We start from the raw sequence: 16977 nt of genomic DNA, 5'->3' as shown, positions 1-16977 counted from the left end.
TATGTCCCCCCACATCATTCTTGGGGATCACGGACATGACCTATCAGGACACCATCACGCAGACCAACCAGCTCATCCAGAGCTACAACGGGACGTGGGACGGCATCGACGCCGAGGCCGTCGCCCGCATGCGTCTGCAGAACCGCTTCCGCACCGGGCTCGACATCGCGCGCTACACCGCCGCGATCATGCGCCGCGACATGGCCGCCTATGACGCCGATCCGGCGAACTACACCCAGTCGCTCGGCTGCTGGCACGGCTTCATCGGCCAGCAGAAGATGATCTCGATCAAGAAGCATTTCGGATCGACCGAGCGCCGCTACCTCTACCTCTCGGGCTGGATGATCGCCGCGCTGCGCTCGGAATTCGGCCCGCTGCCCGATCAGTCGATGCACGAAAAAACCAGCGTGCCCGCGCTGATCGAGGAACTCTACACCTTCCTCCGCCAGGCCGACGCCCGCGAGCTGGGCATGATGTTCCGCGAGATCGACAAGGCGCGCGAGAGCGGCAACGAGGTCGAGGCGCAGCGCCTGATCCATGCGGTCGAGAATTACCAGACGCATGTCGTGCCGATCATCGCCGACATCGACGCAGGGTTCGGCAATGCCGAGGCGACCTATCTGCTCGCCAAGAAGATGATCGAGGCGGGCGCCTGCGCGCTCCAGATCGAGAATCAGGTGTCCGACGAGAAGCAGTGCGGCCACCAGGACGGCAAGGTCACCGTGCCGCACGAGGACTTCCTCGCCAAGGTCCGCGCCTGCCGCTACGCCTTCCTGGAGCTGGGCGTCGAGGACGGCATCGTCGTCACCCGCACCGACTCGCTGGGCGCGGGCCTCACCAAGCAAATCGCTTTCTCCAAGGAACCGGGCGACCTGGGGGACCAGTATAACGCCTTCCTCGATTGCGAGGAGGTGACCGACATCTCCAGCGTCAACGGCGACGTGGTCATCAACCGCGACGGCAAGCTGATGAAGCCCAAGCGCCTGCCGTCGAACCTCTACCAGTTCCGCGCCGGTTCGGGCGAGGATCGCTGCGTGCTCGACTGCATCACCTCGCTCCAGCACGGTGCCGACCTGCTGTGGATCGAGACCGAGAAGCCGCACATCGAGCAGATCGCGGGCATGGTCGATCGCATCCGCGAAGTCATTCCGAACGCCAAGCTGGTCTACAACAATTCGCCCAGCTTCAACTGGACGCTGAATTTCCGCCAGCAGGTGTTCGACGCCTGGACGGCCGCCGGCAAGGACGTGACCGCTTATGATCGCGCCAGGCTGATGTCGGTCGATTATGACGGCACCGAACTGGCGGACGAGGCCGACGAGCGCATCCGCACCTTCCAGAAGGATGCGGCGGCCCGCGCCGGCATCTTCCACCACCTCATCACGTTGCCGACCTATCACACGGCCGCGCTCAGCACCGACAATCTCGCCAAGCAATATTTCGGCGAGGCGGGCATGCTGGGGTACGTGAAGGGCGTGCAGCGCAAGGAAATCCGCGAGGGCATCGCCTGCGTGAAGCACCAGAACATGTCCGGTTCGGACATCGGCGACGACCATAAGGAATATTTTGCCGGGGAAGCCGCGCTGAAGGCCGGCGGCGCGCACAACACGATGAACCAGTTCGCGGCCTGATCCCCAAGATCGCTGGCGAGGAGACCCAGGGCGCAAGCCCTGGGTCTTTTCGTTTCAGATTATATGATCCCGAAAAGGCCGGGATCCGAGGCGGTGGCGTGCCCGCTCGGCCCCGGCCGCAAAACCGGCCTCAATCCCGGCAATAGCCCTCTTCTTCGACCTTCACGATCAGGCAATCCTTCTTGCCGTCGAGCCATTTGAAGCCCGTCTCGGCGCCCGTACCGAGGCGCGCATGCTCGGTCACGCCTTCGCGCACGAAGCTGAGTGTGTTGCCCTCACGGGTGGCGACGAAGCTGGCCTCGTCATCGAGCGTCCAGCTGTTGAGCACCTTGTAATGATTGTCGTCGCTGCCGGGGCTGACCTGGAAATAAAGCCCCTCCACCCCGATCCACTTGCCGAGCAGATCGACCTTGGCGGCGGCCGGCGCGGCGACAGGAACAGGGGCGGAAGCAGCGGCGGGCGCGGGCTCCTCGGCATCATCGGCCGCCGCCGGCGCGACATCGGCGGCATTGTCGGCCGCCGCCGGCGTGGGCGCGGGGGCCGGCGATCCGCAGGCGCCAAGCAGCGCCAGTGGCGGCAGGAGAAAAGCTATCCGCATCGTCATCGTTCAAACCCCTTAGCGTGGTGGCGTGCAGCGGATCGAACCACTAGAGAGCCGCCATCCGAATCATTAGCCGGAGACGCCCCGTGGCCCTGCCCATCGCCATTGCCAGCGATCATGCCGCCGTCGACCTGAAGGCCAGCTTGATAGCGTGGCTGGAGGCCGAGGGCCATGGCGTGATCGATCTGGGCACCGACGGCAGCGCCTCGGTCGATTATCCCGATTATGGCTATCGCCTGTCGCGCGCGATCGAGGATGGCCGGGCGGCGCGCGGCGTGGCGCTGTGCGGTTCCGGCATCGGCATCTCGATCGCGGTCAACCGCTCGCCGGCCTGCCGCTGCGCGCTCGTGTCCGAGCCCTTGTCGGCGGCCCTCTCCCGAGAGCATAACGATGCCAATGTGATCGCCATGGGGGCGCGACTGACCGGGCCCGACATGGCGATCGCCTGCCTCAAGGCGTTCCTCGCCACGGACTTCGCCGGCGGCCGGCACCAGCGCCGCATCGACAAACTGACCCAGCCTTCCGAACAGGAGACCGCCGCATGAGCATCGTTACCGAAACCAAGTCGAGCGGCTTCTTCACCTCCAGCCTCGCCGACGCCGATCCGGCGGTCTTCGCGGGCGTCCAGCACGAAGTCGCGCGCGAGAAGAAGCAGATCGAGCTGATCGCGTCGGAGAATATCGTCTCCAAGGCGGTACTGGAGGCGCAGGGGTCGGTCTTCACCAACAAATATGCCGAGGGCTATCCCGGCAAGCGTTACTACCAGGGCTGCGCGCCCTCCGATGAGGTCGAGCAGCTCGCGATCGACCGCGCCAAGCAATTGTTCGGCTGCGGCTTCGCCAACGTCCAGCCGCATTCGGGCGCGCAGGCCAATGGCGCGGTGATGCTGGCGCTGACCAAGCCCGGCGACACGATCATGGGCCTCAGCCTCGATGCCGGCGGCCACCTGACGCACGGCGCGCGCGCCGCCATGTCAGGCAAATGGTTCAACGCAGTGCAGTACGGCGTCACCGCCGATACCCACCTGATCGACTATGACGCGGTCGAGGCGATGGCGAAGGAGCATAAGCCGAAGCTCATCATCACCGGCGGGTCGGCCTATCCGCGCCACATCGATTTCGCGCGCTTCCGCAAGATCGCCGATGAAGTAGGCGCCTTGTTCATGGTCGACATGGCGCATTTCGCGGGCCTCGTCGCGGGCGGGGTCCACCCGACGCCGTTCGGCCATGCCGATATCGTCACGACCACCACCCACAAGACCCTGCGCGGCCCGCGTGGCGGCATGGTGATGACCGACGACGAGGCGATCGCCAAGAAGATCAACTCGGCGGTGTTCCCCGGCCTCCAGGGCGGCCCGCTGATGCACGTCATCGCCGCCAAGGCGGTGGCGTTCGGCGAGGCGCTGACCCCCGAGTTCAAGGCTTATGCCGCCGCCGTGGTGGAAAACGCCAAGGTGCTGGCCGCGACGCTGAAGGCGCGCGGCGCCGAGGTCGTCTCGGGCGGCACCGACACCCATCTGGCACTGATCGACCTGACCCCGCTCAAGGTGACCGGCCGCGACGCCGACGAGGCGCTGGAGCGGGCCGGCATCACCTGCAACAAGAACGGCATCCCGTTCGATCCGCTGCCCCCGGTGAAGACCAGCGGCATCCGCGTCGGCTCGCCCGCCGGCACGACGCGCGGCTTCGGCACGGAGGAGTTCAAGGAGATCGGCAATATGATCGCCGACGTGCTCGACGGCCTCTCCAAGAATGGCGAGCAGGGCGACGCGCAGGTCGAGATGGCCGTCCGCGCCCGCGTCGAGGCGCTGTGCGACCGCTTCCCGATCTATCCGGAATTGTGATCCGCTAGATGCGCTGCCCCTTCTGCCACCACGACGACAGCCAGGTGAAGGACAGCCGTCCCTCCGAGGACGGCGCCTCGATCCGCCGCCGCCGCCAGTGCGAAGGCTGCGGGGCGCGCTTCACCACCTTCGAGCGGGTGCAACTGCGCGAGGTGACGATCGTCAAGAAGGACGGCGCGCGCCAGCCGTTCGACCGCAGCAAGCTCGACCGCTCGATCGCCATCGCCGCGCGCAAGCGCCCGGTGACGGCCGAACGGCTGGAGCGGCTGGTGACCGGCATCCAGCGCCAGCTGGAGACGAGCGGCGAGAGCGAAATCCCGGCGTCGCGGGTGGGCGAGATGGTGATGGACGGGCTGAAGGCGCTCGACAGCGTCGCCTACATCCGCTTCGCGAGCGTCTATAAGGACTTCGCCGAGGCGAAGGATTTCGAGGATTTCGCCGGGACGGTGGCTGAGGCGGGGAAGGAATAGGACGGGCGATCACGCTTGTCCTTCGTGACTGCGATTGGAACGCGGCAATCCCGCTTCGTCGCGAGAATGATCCGCTCGCGCTCCAAACGGAAAAACCCCGCCTCCCTCATCGGGAGACGGGGCCTTTCACAGCCGAACCGGCCGGCGCTGTTACGCGCTGGTGGTCGCGCGCGGGTCGCGGCGCTCGGCGATGCGGGCCGACTTGCCGGTGCGGCCGCGCAGATAATAGAGCTTGGCGCGACGGACGACGCCGCGACGCACGACCTCGATCGAATCGACGTTGGGCGAATAGAGCGGGAAGACGCGCTCGACACCCTCGCCGAACGAGATCTTGCGGACGGTGAACGAGGAGCCCATGCCCTTGTTCGAGCGCGCGATGCACACGCCCTCGTAATTCTGAACGCGGGTGCGCTCGCCTTCGACCACCTTCACGCCGACCTTCAGCGTGTCGCCGGGGCGGAAATCGGGAATCTGCTTCGCCGACTTGAATGCTGCGATGGCCTCGGCCTCGAGCGTCTGGATGAGGTTCATATTGCTCAGTCCCTGTCTTGCCGCGCGCCAGAGGGAGACTTGACCCGAGCCCCGACGTGGCGCTCCCAAAGGTCCGGCCTCCTTAGCCGTGTATCGTCCTCGGCCCTGGCCTTGCGCCATGCCGAGATCGCCGCATGATCCCCCGATCGCAGCACTTCGGGGATCGTGCGCCCTTCCCATTCAACAGGTCGGGTATAATGCGGATATTCAAGGAGGCCGCTTTCGAAGCTTTCCTCGACTCCGCTGGAAGCGGCGCCCATTACGCCGGGAAGCAGCCGAACGCAAGCGTCCAGCAGCACCAGCGCGCCCATCTCCCCGCCCGACAGGATATAGTCGCCGATCGAGACGGGCTCGATGTCGCGCGCCTCGAACAGGCGCTCGTCGAACCCCTCGAATCGGCCGCACAGGATCACCACCCCCGGCCCCGCCGCGATGGCGCGAACCCGCTCCTGCGTCAGCGGGCTCCCGCGCGGGCTCATCGCCAGCATCGGCACGCCGGGCCGGGCGACGGCATCCACCGCGCGCGCGATCACGTCCGCGCGCAACACCATCCCCGCCCCGCCCCCGGCCGGCGTGTCGTCCACCGAGCGATGCCTGTCGGTCGCGAAGTCGCGCATCTGCACCGCATCGAGCGACCAGATCCCCTGCGCCATCGCCCGCCCCGCCAGCGACGTGCCGAGCGGGCCGGGGAACATCTCCGGGTAGAGCGTCAGGACGGTGGCGGCGAAACTCACTCGACGGTGACGCTCTTGGCCAGGTTGCGGGGCTGATCGACGTCGGTGCCCTTGGCGACGGCGACATGGTAGGCGAGCAGCTGCACCGGCACCGCATAGACCAGAGGCGCGATCAGCGGGTGGACCTTGGGCATGGTGATGGTGGCGAGGCAATCGTCGCCCGCCGCCTGGATCCCGTCATAATCCGAAATCAGGATCACCCGGCCGCCGCGCGCCTGCACCTCCTGCATGTTCGACACGGTCTTGTCGAACAGCGGGCCGGAGGGGGCGATGACGATCACGGGCACGCTATCGTCGATCAGCGCGATGGGGCCGTGCTTCATCTCGCCCGCCGCATAAGCCTCGGCATGGATGTAGCTGATTTCCTTGAGCTTGAGCGCGCCTTCCAGCGCCAGCGGATAATCCACCCCGCGCCCCAGATACAGCACATCGCGCGCCACCGCGACGAGCGGCGCCATCGCCTCGATCGCCTCGTCATAGGCGAGCGCGGCGGCCAGCGCGGCGGGGGCTTCGGAGAGGTGGCGGACGATGCGGCGCTCCTCGTCGCGCGTCAGCCGGCCCTTGGCGCGGGCGAGGTTGGCGGCGAAGGCGGCCAGCACGGCGAGCTGGCAGGTAAAGGCCTTGGTGGAGGCGACGCCGATCTCCGGCCCGGCATGAGTGGACAGCAGAAGGTCCGCCTCGCGCGCCATCGTGCTGGTCGGCACGTTGACGACCACCGCGATCGTCTGCCCGCCCAGCCGCGCGTGGCGCAGCGCCGCCAGCGTGTCGGCTGTCTCGCCCGACTGGCTGATGAAGAGGGCCAGGCCGCCCGGCTCCAGCACCGGCTCGCGATAGCGGAACTCGCTGGCGAAATCGATGTCGACCGGCACGCGGGCGAATTGCTCGAACCAGTATTTCGCCACCAGCCCGGCATAATAGCTCGTGCCGCAGGCGACGATGGTGACGCGCTTGACGGCCGCCAGATCGAAATTCTCGGTCGGCAGCGCGACCTCGCCATCGAGGCGGCGGAGGTAGGCGCGCAGCGTCTGCGCCACGACCACCGGCTGCTCGTAAATCTCCTTGAGCATGAAGTGGCGGTGGTTGCCCTTGGAGATCGCCAGATCGATCGCGCCCGAGATGACGATCGGCCGCTCGACCGGCTGGTCGTCGCGATCGTAGATCGTCGTGCTCTCGCGGGTGATGACGACCCAGTCGCCTTCCTCCAGATAGCAGATGCGCTGGGTGAGCGGCGCCAGCGCCAGCGCGTCCGAGCCCAGATACGTCTCGCCGTCGCCATAACCCACGACCAGCGGCGAGCCGAGCCGCGCGCCGATCAGCATGTCGGGAAATTCGCGGAACAGGATGGCGAGCGCGAAGGCGCCGTGGAGCCGCTTCAGCACGCCGCGCACCGCCGCGACGGGATCGGCGCCCTGCTCGACCTGTTCGGAAACGAGATGGGCGACCACCTCGGTATCGGTCTGCGAGTTGAACACGCGGCCGCGCGCCTGAAGCTCCTCGCGCAGCGGCTTGAAATTCTCGATGATGCCGTTGTGGACCAAGGCGACATGATCGGTCGCGTGCGGGTGGGCATTGTCCTCGGTCGGCGCGCCATGCGTCGCCCAGCGGGTGTGGGCGATGCCGGTGGTGCCGGGCAATGGCTGATCGGCCAGCACCTTGGCCAGATTGTCGAGCTTGCCGGCGGCGCGGCGGCGATCGATCAGGCCATCGTGATCGGTGGCGATGCCGGCCGAATCATAGCCGCGATATTCGAGCCGCCGCAGCCCTTCGAGCAGCCGTCCCGCGACGTCGCTCTGCCCCAGAATACCGATGATGCCGCACATATCCGTCGTCCCTGCCTTGCGCCGCCGAAGCCCTTACGCCCGCCCCGGATCGCCTCCTAGCCCCGTCAGCTTATCGCCGGCTGAATGAAGGCGGCGGGACGCGGAAGTTCACGAAGTTCACAGCCTATCGGTCGGTTCTGTTCGCCCGGCCCACCCGCTCCACATCGATGGCGCGAGACGATGCTGCTGGCACAGGTGGGCGCCTGTAGGACAGCGATTTTTGAGGCTCGGCCGTGATGTCTCGCTGTGGTGGTGAGCGGTCGTCCCGTTGGGGCTTACGAACCGGTATCCTCACCAGTCTCTAAAGACCCAGAATAACCATCCAAAAGCTGCGGTCATCAGAAGCGCAGCAAATGATATCGTAGCCACACATCCCCAAACGTGCGCGCTGCGATTCTTGTAAGCCATTCACTAGTAGTAGCTACAACGCGAATGTCCGCAAATGCGGCGATAGCTCCCCTAGCCTGCCATGCGATGGTCAACGTCGGCTCACATCACATACGGGCAATGCACGCCCGGCCACCGGGTCGGGAAATCCTTGGTGTTGCGCGTGACCAGCATCCGCTCCGTCACCAGCGCCGTCGCCCAGATGATCGCATCGGGCAGCTTGAGGCGTGTTTCCCTGCGGATCGTCGCGGCGCGGGCGGCGATCGTGGGGTCGATCTCGATCACCTGACAGCCGCGCAGGAAGGCTTCGGTCGCGAGCCGCACGTCCTGCCCGGCGCCGGCCAGCACCTCGATCCAGCTGATGCGGCTGATCGTGATCGCGGCGGCCTCGGCCAGCACGGCGCGGGCGGGTTCGTAACGATTGAGGGCGTCGATCAGGATGTTCGAGTCGAACAGGGGGGACATCAGTCCGGGTCCCATTCCCGATCCCATTCGGCGCGGATGCGGCGTTGATATTCCACGCCGTCCATGGCTTGGTCGCCCCACAGGCCGAACACCTGATCCACGTTCAGCACCTCCTCGGGGCCGAGCATCCGGTCGATCGCCTCGCGGATGAGCGCGGCGCGCGAGCGGCCCGCGCTCTTGGCGCGAACGTCCAGCCGGCGGATCTGCGCTTCAGGAATATCGACCAGCGTCCTCATCCCCGGACGATATCATTCCGCGATATCAGCCGCCAGACCGCTTCTTCTCCGCCGCCACCGCGCGGAAATCGACCGCCCAGCCCCGCTTCGCCTCCTGCCGCCCGCGCGCGATGGCCAAGGCATCGTCGTCCACGTCGCGGGTGATGACGGAGCCCGCCGCCACGATCGCGCGGTCGCCGATCGCGACGGGCGCCACCAGCGCGCTGTTCGATCCGATGAAGGCGCCCGCGCCGATCAGGGTGCGATATTTGCCATAGCCGTCGTAATTGCAGGTGATCGTGCCCGCGCCGATGTTGGCGCCCGGCCCGACATCGGCATCGCCCAGATAGGTGAGGTGGTTGGCCTTGGCGCCCTTGCCCAGCCGGGTCGCCTTCAGCTCGACGAAATTGCCGACATGCGCCCCCTCGCCCACTTCGGCGCCGGGGCGCAGGCGGGCGTAGGGGCCGACGATGGCGCCGCGCTCGACCGACGCGCCCTCGATATGGCTGAAGGCGCGCAGGGTGACGCCGTCGGCGATGCGGACGCCGGGGCCGAACACCACATGGGGCTCGATCGTGACGTCGCGGCCGACGATCGTGTCGTGGGCGAACCACACCGTCTCGGGCGCGGTCAGGGTGGCGCCCTCCGCCATGGAGCGGGCGCGGCGGCGCTGCTGCCAGACCTGCTCGACCCCGGCCAGCTCGGCGCGGCTGTTGACGCCCGCCACCTCCCACGCCTCGGCCTCGATCACCACCGACGCCCGGCCATCGGCGGCGGCGAGCATGACGATATCGGGCAGGTAATATTCGCCCGCCGCATTGTCGTTGCCGACGCGGGCGAGCAGCGCCCACAGATCGGCCGCGCGCACCGCGAGCAGGCCGGAGTTACAGAGCGTAACGGAGCGCTCGCTGGTCGAGGCGTCCTTATATTCCACCATGCGGCGGATCACGTCGCCATCGGCCAGGATGCGGCCATAGGCGCCGGGCTCGTCGGGGCGGAAGCCGAGTACCGCCACCGCCGGTTCGTCGGCCCCGTGCAGCCGATCGAGCAGCTTCGCGATCGTCTCGGCGGTGACCAAAGGCACGTCGCCGTAAAGGACGATCACATCACCCGTGAAACCCTCCAGCGCGGCCTCGGCCTGCTGCACGGCATGGCCGGTGCCCATCTGGTGCGCCTGCACCGCGACCCGCCCGCCGGCCTTCGTCACCAGCGGCTCCACCTGCTCCCGGCCGGACCCCACCACAACCACCGTCGCGGCGGCGTTCAGCGTGGCGACGGTCGCCATCAGATGCGCGAGCATCGGCCGGCCCGCGATCGGGTGCAGCACCTTGTGCAGATCGGATTTCATGCGGGTGCCCTTGCCCGCGGCAAGGATCACGGCGGCGAAGGGAGAGCGGGTCCGTGTCATGGGGTGCGCCTTTGCCACTTCACCCGCGCCATTGCCAGATCGGCCCGGCCCGGCCACACACCGATCCATGACGGATTTCCCCTTCGACGTGGTCGCCTTCGATCTCGACGGCACCCTCGCCGACACCGCCCCCGACCTGACCTCCGCGCTGAACCATGCGCTCGGCGCGCTCGGCCGCCCGGCGATCGACCCGGAGAGCGTGCGGCATATGGTGGGCCATGGCGTGCGCGCGCTGCTGGCCAGGGGGCTGGCGGCGACGGGCGAGAGCAGCGAAGCCCTGATCGACCAGGGCTTCCCGATCTTCCTAGATTACTACACCAGCCACATCGCCGACGGGACGCGCGCGTTCGAGGGGCTGGAGGCGGCGCTCGACGAGCTGACCGCGATGGGCGTGAAACTCGCGATCTGCACCAACAAGCTGGAGGGGCTGGCGCGGGAACTGGTGACCGCGCTCGGCTGGGACGGCCGCTTCGCGAGCCTCGTCGGCGGCGACACATTGCCCGTCCGCAAGCCCGATCCGGCGCCGCTGTTCGAGGCGATCGCGCGGGCCGGGGGCGGGCGCGCGGCCTACGTGGGCGATTCGATCACGGATACCGATACCGCGCGCAACGCCCGCATCCCGTGCGTGGCGGTGAGCTTCGGCTTCTCCGATCGGCCGCCCGAGCAATTGGGCGCGGACCGGCTGATCGACCATTTCGACGAGCTGGTCCCGGCGCTCCGCGCGCTCGGAGCCAGTGTATTGCCCGAATAGAGCAGCAGGCGTACAGATGGCCGCCTGACAGGAGCCGACCATGTACAGCGAAAGCGATATCGAAGCCGCCATCGCCTCCGGCGCGATCACCCCCGAGGCCGCCGCGGCCCTTCGCGACAGCGTCGCCAGCGGCCGCGCGACGCCGGCGGTGGACGAGGAGAGCTTTCGCCTGCTGACGGGCTTTAATGACATTTTCGTCACGATCGCCGCGATCCTGATGCTGGTGGCGGTGGGTTGGATCGGTTTCACGCTCTCCACCTCCATCTGGCCACTCGCAGAGGGCGACAGCAAGCGTATCGAAGGCCTGAGCGTGGCGTTTCTGTTCAGCGGCACCTGCGTTGCGGCTACGAGTTGGATGCTGGCGGAATATTTCACGCGCAGGCGGCGGATGGCGCTCCCCAGCATCGTGTTGCTCGGGGGCTTCGTCTACGCGACCGGATGGGCGCTCTATGGTCTCCTGATGACGATATTCAGGGCTCCCGGCGAACGCGGCCTTTTCGCGATTCTCGCCGTGGCGACGCTGGCAACGGCCGGTGCGGCGTGGATCCACTGGCGTCGTTTTCGGGTGCCGATCACCATTGCAGCACTCACCGGCGCACTCGTTGCGACACTGCTCGCGCTATTACTCTTTGCCGTCCCCGCCGCGAAGGATGCGCTGCTGTGGCTGGCGCTCGCCGCCGGCCTCGCGGTGTTCGCCTTCGCCATGTGGTGGGACATGTCCGATCGCGACCGCGTCACGCGCCGGTCGGACGTGGCCTTCTGGCTGCATCTGGGCGCCGCGCCGCTGATCGCGCATCCGGTTTTCCAATTGATGGGTGTCCTCGACGGCGATGTGAGCCCATTGAAAGGGGTAATGGTACTCGTGCTGTACGTCCTGTTCGGGCTGGTGGCGCTGGCGGTAGATCGGCGCGCGCTGCTCGTGTCGTCGCTGGTCTATGTGCTCTACGCGCTGTCGTCGCTGTTCAAGCAGTTCGGCGCGATCAGCCTCAACATGGCCTTCACCGCGCTGCTGATCGGCGGGACGCTGCTGCTGCTCTCGGCCTTCTGGCATCCGCTGCGGCGCAAGGTGGTGGTGATGCTGCCGGACAAGGTGCAGGCGCGGTTGCCGGCGCTGGATCGGGCGGTGGTGGTGAAGGCCTAACCTACCCGTTCGTCCCGAGCGCAGTCGAGGGACGTGAGACTGGACGCACCGTTTGGGGCACGTCCCTCGACTTCGCTCGGGACGAACGGAGTTCCGCAGGTGAGCGCCCTATTCCTCGACCAGCTTCACCAGCTTGCGTTCCATCGGCGCCAGCACCAGCCGCAATTCCTGCCCGCGCTTCAGCACCGCGCCATGCTCGCCGATCAGCGCCCACTCCCCTTGGCGATTGCGCAGCGCCGGGCGCTTCTCGATGCGATATTCGGGGCGTTCGGTGGCGCGGCGGAAGCAGGCGAAGCTGGCCGCCTCGCGCCCCAGATCGATCGCATAATCCCGCCAGTGGCCGGCGGCGACGCCCCGGCCGTACACGTCGAGAATGCGGGACAGTTCGGCCCGGTCGAAGCCGATCTGGGCGGGCTTGGCGGTGGGAAACGGGGTGACGAAGCCCATCAGGCGCAGTCACGCTCCCGCCGCGCCACCGCCGCGCGCGCCGCGTCGCGTTCCTCGATCAGCATGTTGATGCGGGTCCGCATCTGCTCCATTTCGCAGCGGAGCAGTTCGAGCTGCTGGGTCTGCGGATCGAAGGCGTCGCGGCACGGCGTGCCATAGGGCACGAAGCTCTTCTGATAATCGGTCGCGTCCACCAGGGTCGCGCGCGCGGGGATGCCGGTCATGGTGGCGCCCACCGGCACGTCCTTGGTGACGACGGCATTGGCGCCGACACGCGCCCGCTCGCCGACGATGATGGGGCCGAGGACGTTGGCGCCCGAGCCCAGGATCACGCCGTTCATCAGGGTCGGGTGGCGCTTGCCGCCGACGCCGTCGGTCGGGTTGGTGCCGCCCAAGGTGACATGCTGGTAGATGGTCACGTCGTCATGGATCTCGGCCGTCTCGCCGATCACGACGAAGCCATGGTCGATGAAGAAGTTGCGACCGATCGTCGCACCCGGATGGATATCGATCGCGGTGAGCATCCGCGAGACATGGTTCACCAGCCGCGCGAGGAAATAGAATTCCGCGACGAACAGCCAGTGGGCGATACGGTGGAAGCCCAGCGCCCACACGCCCGGATAGAGCAGGATTTCCCAACGGCTGCGCGGTGCCGGATCGCGCGCACGGATCGAATCCAGATAATCGATCAACCGGTCGAACATCGCGGCCTCCCTAGCGCCGTCTCTTGGTCGGGCGCATGTAGGCTCTACCGGTCGGTATGAAAAGGGGGGTGCGCGATCTGCTTCGTGCCCTCACCCTCCCTCTCCCCCGTGGGGGAGAGGGAAAGCTGTCACAGCGTCGCGTGGACCGTGGCGACGGCGGTCATCACCGCGCCGATGCGGGCGGCGGACTGGATCACCGCGACCGGCACATTGTGCTGGCGGAGCACCTTCTCGTGGCTGTCGATGCACATGCCGCAGCCGTTCTGGGCGGAGACGGCCAAGCTGAACAGCTCGAAATCGGCCTTGTCGATGCCGGGCGCGCCGAGGACGTTCATCCTGAGCTTGGCCGGCAGCTGACCATATTCCTTGTTCGAGGCGAGGTGGACGAAGCGATAATAGACGTTGTTCATCGCCATGATCGCGGCGGACGCGCGGGCGGCGTTGAGCGCCTCCGGCGAGAGCTTGCCTTCGGCTTCGGCCTCGGCCGCCTCGACCAGCGGCTTGTAGCCGGTGCCGTGCGCGGTCGCGACGAGCAGGCCGTATTTGCGCTGGTCGCCCAGCGTTTGGTCGCCCACCAGCGAATTGACGTTCAGCCGCAGATCCTTGGCGTAATCGGGCAGCGCCTCTGCGAAAGTCTTGAGAGACATGGGAATTCACTCCTTTTTACCCGACCCCGCCCCGCGACGGGCACGGGGCGGAGCGGGCGGACGGGCCGTCTGCCTCTGGCGGGGGGCGAGAAGGAGACGGCCACCGTCCTGCCGCCCCGGCAAGGGGGCGGGCACCCCGCCCGGTGGGTGCCGGGCGGGGATCTCGTCATGCGATCAGGCGGCGGGCTTCAGAACCTCTTCGCCGGCCTGCCAGTTGCACGGGCACAGCTCGTCGGTCTGCAGCGCGTCGAGCACGCGGATCGCCTCGGCCGGGTTGCGGCCCTGGTTGAGGCCGTTGACCGTGACGTGCTGGATCACATTGTGCGGATCGACGATGTAGGTCGCGCGATAGGCGACACCGGCCTCCGCGTCGACGATGCCGAGCGCGTTCGCCAGCTTCTTCTGGTTGTCCGCGATCCAGGGGAATTCGCAGGCGGCCAGACGCTCGTCCGACTTGCGCCAGGCGAAGTGGACGAAATCGGTGTCGGTCGAGGCGCCGATCAGCACCGCGTCACGATCCGCGAAATCGCTCTTCAACTCGCCATAGCCGATGATCTCGGTCGGGCAGATGAAGGTGAAATCCTTCGGCCAGAAGAACACGACCTTCCACTTGCCGCCGGTATCGCCGGTGTCGATCGTCTCGCCAGCCGGGAGGGCGGCGACGCCCTGCTGTACCGGGAGAACGAACGAGGGGAATTTATCGCCAACGGTGAGCGCCATGATATGCCTCCTTGGGGGAAAGTGACGTTGCGAACTGCCAGGTGGACATAGCGGGGTGGACTTACAATACAAATCGATTATTTTATCGTTATTGATCGATAGAGGCGATATATGAGCGTCTACCTGCCCACCCTGAAGCAGCTCCAATATCTGGTGGCGCTGGAACAGCACGGCCATTTCGGCAAGGCGGCCGATGCCTGCTTCGTCACCCAGTCCACCCTGTCGGCGGGTCTGCGCGAGCTGGAATCGCTGATCGGCGTCACCCTGGTCGAGCGCACCCGTCGCGTCGTGCGCTTCACCCCGCTCGGCCTGAAGATGGCCGAGAAGGCGCAGCGCGTGCTGCGGGAGGCGGAGGAACTGGCCGAGATGGCCCGCGCCGCCGGCAAGCCGCTGACCGGCGACCTGCGGCTGGGCGTGATCCCCACGATCGCCCCCTTCCTGCTGCCGCGCGTGCTGCCGACGATCCGCGCCAACTGGCCCGAACTGCGCCTGTTCCTGCGCGAGGAGACCAGTGGCCTCGCCTGCGAGTCGCTCCATCGCGGGCAGGTCGATTGCGTGCTGCTGGCCCTGCCCTATGCCTGCGGCGACATCGAATCGATCCCGCTGTTCGATGATCGGCTGTACGTCGCGCTGCCGCAGGGCTCGCGCGCCGACCTGCCCGATACGATCGGCGCCGACGAGATCGACGAGACCAAGCTGCTCCTGCTGGAAGACGGCCATTGCCTGAAGGATCATATCCTGTCGGCCTGCAACCGCCCCGAACTGCGCGCGGGCGCGACGATGCTGGGCACGTCGCTGCATACGATGGTGCAGATGGTGGAGAACGGCCTGGGCGTCACGCTGGTGCCGCACATGGCGATCGAGGCGGGGCTGCTGGACGGCACGAGCGTGTTCGCCCGCCCGCTCCACGCCGATCACCCCTCCCGCCGCATCGCCCTGATCTGGCGCAAAGGCAGCCCGCGCGAGAAGGAATTCCGCCTGCTGGCCGACACGATCGTGAACTGCATCCCCGCCCCGCCCCCGGCGGCGAGCCATGATTATGACGATCCGCAGATCGACCGGATGTGGGGGCTGTGATCCCAGTTCCTCCCCAGGCTTGCCTGGGGAGGGGGACCAGCCGCAGGCTGGTGGAGGGGTGTCCCCGTCCCCGATAACGCGACACCCCTCCACCACCGGCTACGCCGGCGGTCCCCCTCCCCGAGCAAGCTCGGGGAGGATTAAGGGAAAATGCCAGAGGGCCTGTAAGCCGGGTTCTGTCCCTCCCTTGCGGGATTAGGCGACCATTCCTCTAGGGCGACGCTCGCGCGCCGCCTCCAGCAACCAACCCGGACGACCGGGCCGAGTAGCCCATGCGCCGTCCCTATTCGGTCTTGCTCCCGGTGGGGTTTACCATGCCGTCTCCGTTACCGGAGCCGCGGTGCGCTCTTACCGCACCCTTTCGCCCTGGCCGCATCGAAATGCGGTGGTCTGCTTTCTGTGGCACTGTCCCTGGGGTCGCCCCCGCCGGCCGTTAGCCGGCACCGTCACTCTGTGGAGCCCGGACTTTCCTCCCGCGACTTGCGTCACCGGCGGCCGCCCGGCCCTCTGGCGGGAGCGCGGTAGCGGGGTGCGGGGGGAACCGCAACCTTAAAGCCCCTCCCCTTCAGGGGAGGGGTTGGGGTGGGGGTTGTCGGCCCGCCTCAACGATCGTTGAGCAGCTTGGACAGCCCCCACGCCCGGTCCCTCCCCTAAAGGGGAGGGGGGATTTACGAGCCCAGTCTCTTCTCCGCGCCCTTGTCGCCGCCGGTCAGAAGGGAGAGGAGGATCGCGCGGGTTTCGCCGTCGACCACGCCGTCGATCGTTTCGGGGCGATAGCGGCGCTGGAAGGCGCGGACGGCGGCGGGGCCGTCGAGCACGTCGTAGCCGAAGCGTTCGAGGGCGAGGAGGAAGCCGCCGTCGGTCCAGTGCGGATCGGCCAGATGCTTGCGCGGGCGCGGCAGCGCGAGGCGGACCTTGGCCAGCCGCTCCCAATCGAACAATTCGCCCGGATCGACCTTGCGGACGGGGGCGATATCCGAATGGCCGACGATATTGCCGCGCGTGATGCCGTAGCGTTCGCAGATGTCGGACATCAGCGGGATCAGCGCCGACATCTGCGCCTCCGGGAAGGGCCGGTAGCCGAATTCGTGGCCGGGATTGACGATCTCGATGCCGATGCTGGCGGAATTGACGTCGTCGATCGAGCGCCAGTGCGACTTGCCGGCGTGCCAGGCGCGCTTGTCCTCGGCCACGAGGCGCATGATCCGCCCGTCTTCCTCGACGAGATAATGGCAGGACACGCGCGGCGCATCCGGGCTGGTCAGGCGGGCGAGCGCCAGATCGCCGGTGGGCATCCCGGTATAATGCAGCACGAGCATGGAGATGGGGAGCTTGCGCTCGTCGAAATTGGGAGACGGGATATCGGTGATCGCGCCGTCCATATC

At 67.2% G+C, this 16977-nt stretch carries 19 protein-coding genes and 1 other RNA gene; 7 read left to right on the top strand and 13 right to left on the bottom strand.

Annotated elements, in window-relative coordinates; all coding sequences use genetic code 11:
- Positions 1 to 35 precede the first annotated feature (35 nt).
- Positions 36 to 1631: an isocitrate lyase gene (locus tag PQ455_RS05725; RefSeq protein ID WP_273690028.1), complete on the top strand. Its 1596-nt coding sequence runs from the start codon at positions 36 to 38 to the stop codon at positions 1629 to 1631.
- Positions 1632 to 1761: 130 nt separating this feature from the next.
- On the opposite strand, the gene PQ455_RS05720 is transcribed toward PQ455_RS05725, so the two are convergent.
- A complete protein-coding gene (locus tag PQ455_RS05720; RefSeq protein WP_273690026.1) occupies positions 1762 to 2235 on the bottom strand; it encodes a hypothetical protein in 474 nt (157 codons plus the stop codon).
- An 89-nt stretch (positions 2236 to 2324) separates the two neighbouring features.
- On the opposite strand from PQ455_RS05720, the gene rpiB reads away from it, so the two are divergent.
- From rpiB to nrdR, 3 genes are read left to right on the top strand one after another with little or no spacing between them, the layout of a single operon-like run.
- Positions 2325 to 2777: a ribose 5-phosphate isomerase B gene (rpiB, locus tag PQ455_RS05715; RefSeq protein ID WP_273691248.1), complete on the top strand. Its 453-nt coding sequence runs from the start codon at positions 2325 to 2327 to the stop codon at positions 2775 to 2777.
- The gene (gene glyA, locus PQ455_RS05710) at positions 2774 to 4075 is read left to right on the top strand and encodes a serine hydroxymethyltransferase (protein ID WP_273690024.1); all 1302 of its coding nucleotides are present in this window, start codon (positions 2774 to 2776) and stop codon (positions 4073 to 4075) included. The genes rpiB and glyA overlap by 4 nt, the downstream gene beginning before the upstream one ends.
- 8 nt (positions 4076 to 4083) lie before the next feature.
- Positions 4084 to 4545: a transcriptional regulator NrdR gene (gene nrdR / locus PQ455_RS05705; RefSeq protein ID WP_273690022.1), complete on the top strand. Its 462-nt coding sequence runs from the start codon at positions 4084 to 4086 to the stop codon at positions 4543 to 4545.
- Positions 4546 to 4695: 150 nt separating this feature from the next.
- Here nrdR and rplS read toward each other — a convergent pair whose 3' ends face one another.
- The 6 genes from rplS to glmU all read right to left on the bottom strand — a co-directional run bounded on the left by rplS (position 4696) and on the right by glmU (position 10105).
- Positions 4696 to 5076, bottom strand: a complete 381-nt coding sequence (gene rplS, locus PQ455_RS05700; protein ID WP_273690021.1) for a 50S ribosomal protein L19 — start codon at positions 5074 to 5076, stop codon at positions 4696 to 4698.
- A 5-nt stretch (positions 5077 to 5081) separates the two neighbouring features.
- Complete coding sequence (trmD, locus tag PQ455_RS05695) at positions 5082 to 5810, bottom strand: tRNA (guanosine(37)-N1)-methyltransferase TrmD (RefSeq protein WP_273690019.1); 729 nt, start codon at positions 5808 to 5810, stop codon at positions 5082 to 5084.
- Positions 5807 to 7630: a glutamine--fructose-6-phosphate transaminase (isomerizing) gene (glmS, locus tag PQ455_RS05690; RefSeq protein ID WP_273690018.1), complete on the bottom strand. Its 1824-nt coding sequence runs from the start codon at positions 7628 to 7630 to the stop codon at positions 5807 to 5809. Before glmS ends, trmD begins: the two co-directional genes overlap by 4 nt.
- Before the next feature lie 489 nt (positions 7631 to 8119).
- The gene (locus PQ455_RS05685; protein ID WP_273690016.1) at positions 8120 to 8482 is read right to left on the bottom strand and encodes a PIN domain-containing protein; all 363 of its coding nucleotides are present in this window, start codon (positions 8480 to 8482) and stop codon (positions 8120 to 8122) included.
- A complete protein-coding gene (locus tag PQ455_RS05680) occupies positions 8482 to 8718 on the bottom strand; it encodes a ribbon-helix-helix domain-containing protein (RefSeq protein WP_273690014.1) in 237 nt (78 codons plus the stop codon). Before PQ455_RS05680 ends, PQ455_RS05685 begins: the two co-directional genes overlap by 1 nt.
- A gap of 25 nt (positions 8719 to 8743) precedes the next feature.
- Positions 8744 to 10105: a bifunctional UDP-N-acetylglucosamine diphosphorylase/glucosamine-1-phosphate N-acetyltransferase GlmU gene (gene glmU / locus PQ455_RS05675; RefSeq protein WP_273690012.1), complete on the bottom strand. Its 1362-nt coding sequence runs from the start codon at positions 10103 to 10105 to the stop codon at positions 8744 to 8746.
- 67 nt (positions 10106 to 10172) lie between these two features.
- On the opposite strand from glmU, the gene gph reads away from it, so the two are divergent.
- Both gph and PQ455_RS05665 read left to right on the top strand, forming a co-directional pair.
- On the top strand, positions 10173 to 10856 hold the full coding sequence (gph, locus tag PQ455_RS05670; RefSeq protein WP_273690010.1) for a phosphoglycolate phosphatase: 684 nt from the start codon (positions 10173 to 10175) through the stop codon (positions 10854 to 10856).
- 40 nt (positions 10857 to 10896) lie between these two features.
- Positions 10897 to 11997, top strand: coding sequence for a hypothetical protein (locus PQ455_RS05665; RefSeq protein ID WP_273690008.1), 1101 nt, complete (start codon positions 10897 to 10899; stop codon positions 11995 to 11997).
- Between the two features lie 108 nt (positions 11998 to 12105).
- Here the strand turns inward: PQ455_RS05665 and PQ455_RS05660 are convergent, their stop codons facing one another.
- The 4 genes from PQ455_RS05660 to PQ455_RS05645 all read right to left on the bottom strand — a co-directional run bounded on the left by PQ455_RS05660 (position 12106) and on the right by PQ455_RS05645 (position 14515).
- Positions 12106 to 12444: a DUF2794 domain-containing protein gene (locus PQ455_RS05660; protein ID WP_273690006.1), complete on the bottom strand. Its 339-nt coding sequence runs from the start codon at positions 12442 to 12444 to the stop codon at positions 12106 to 12108.
- Complete coding sequence (gene epsC, locus PQ455_RS05655; RefSeq protein ID WP_273690005.1) at positions 12444 to 13148, bottom strand: serine O-acetyltransferase EpsC; 705 nt, start codon at positions 13146 to 13148, stop codon at positions 12444 to 12446. Before epsC ends, PQ455_RS05660 begins: the two co-directional genes overlap by 1 nt.
- Before the next feature lie 128 nt (positions 13149 to 13276).
- Positions 13277 to 13795: an alkylhydroperoxidase, AhpD family gene (gene ahpD / locus PQ455_RS05650; RefSeq protein WP_273690003.1), complete on the bottom strand. Its 519-nt coding sequence runs from the start codon at positions 13793 to 13795 to the stop codon at positions 13277 to 13279.
- Between the two features lie 174 nt (positions 13796 to 13969).
- Entirely contained in the window at positions 13970 to 14515 is a 546-nt protein-coding gene (locus PQ455_RS05645; protein ID WP_273690001.1) for a peroxiredoxin, read from the bottom strand.
- Between the two features lie 111 nt (positions 14516 to 14626).
- Here PQ455_RS05645 and PQ455_RS05640 point away from each other — a divergent pair, with 111 nt between their 5' ends.
- Positions 14627 to 15592, top strand: coding sequence for a LysR substrate-binding domain-containing protein (locus tag PQ455_RS05640; protein ID WP_273690000.1), 966 nt, complete (start codon positions 14627 to 14629; stop codon positions 15590 to 15592).
- Between the two features lie 149 nt (positions 15593 to 15741).
- On the opposite strand, the gene rnpB is transcribed toward PQ455_RS05640, so the two are convergent.
- Positions 15742 to 16103: RNase P RNA component class A (gene rnpB, locus PQ455_RS05635), an RNA gene on the bottom strand.
- 157 nt (positions 16104 to 16260) lie between these two features.
- On the bottom strand, positions 16261 to 16974 hold the full coding sequence (locus PQ455_RS05630) for an N-acetylmuramoyl-L-alanine amidase (protein ID WP_273689998.1): 714 nt from the start codon (positions 16972 to 16974) through the stop codon (positions 16261 to 16263).
- Positions 16975 to 16977: the final 3 nt, after the last annotated feature.

It is taken from the genome of Sphingomonas naphthae, assembly GCF_028607085.1.
In the GTDB taxonomy this organism is placed as follows: Bacteria; Pseudomonadota; Alphaproteobacteria; order Sphingomonadales; family Sphingomonadaceae; genus Sphingomonas_Q; species Sphingomonas_Q naphthae.
Note: the sequence above shows the minus strand (reverse complement) of the source record. Positions and strands in the feature narration are given on the sequence as shown.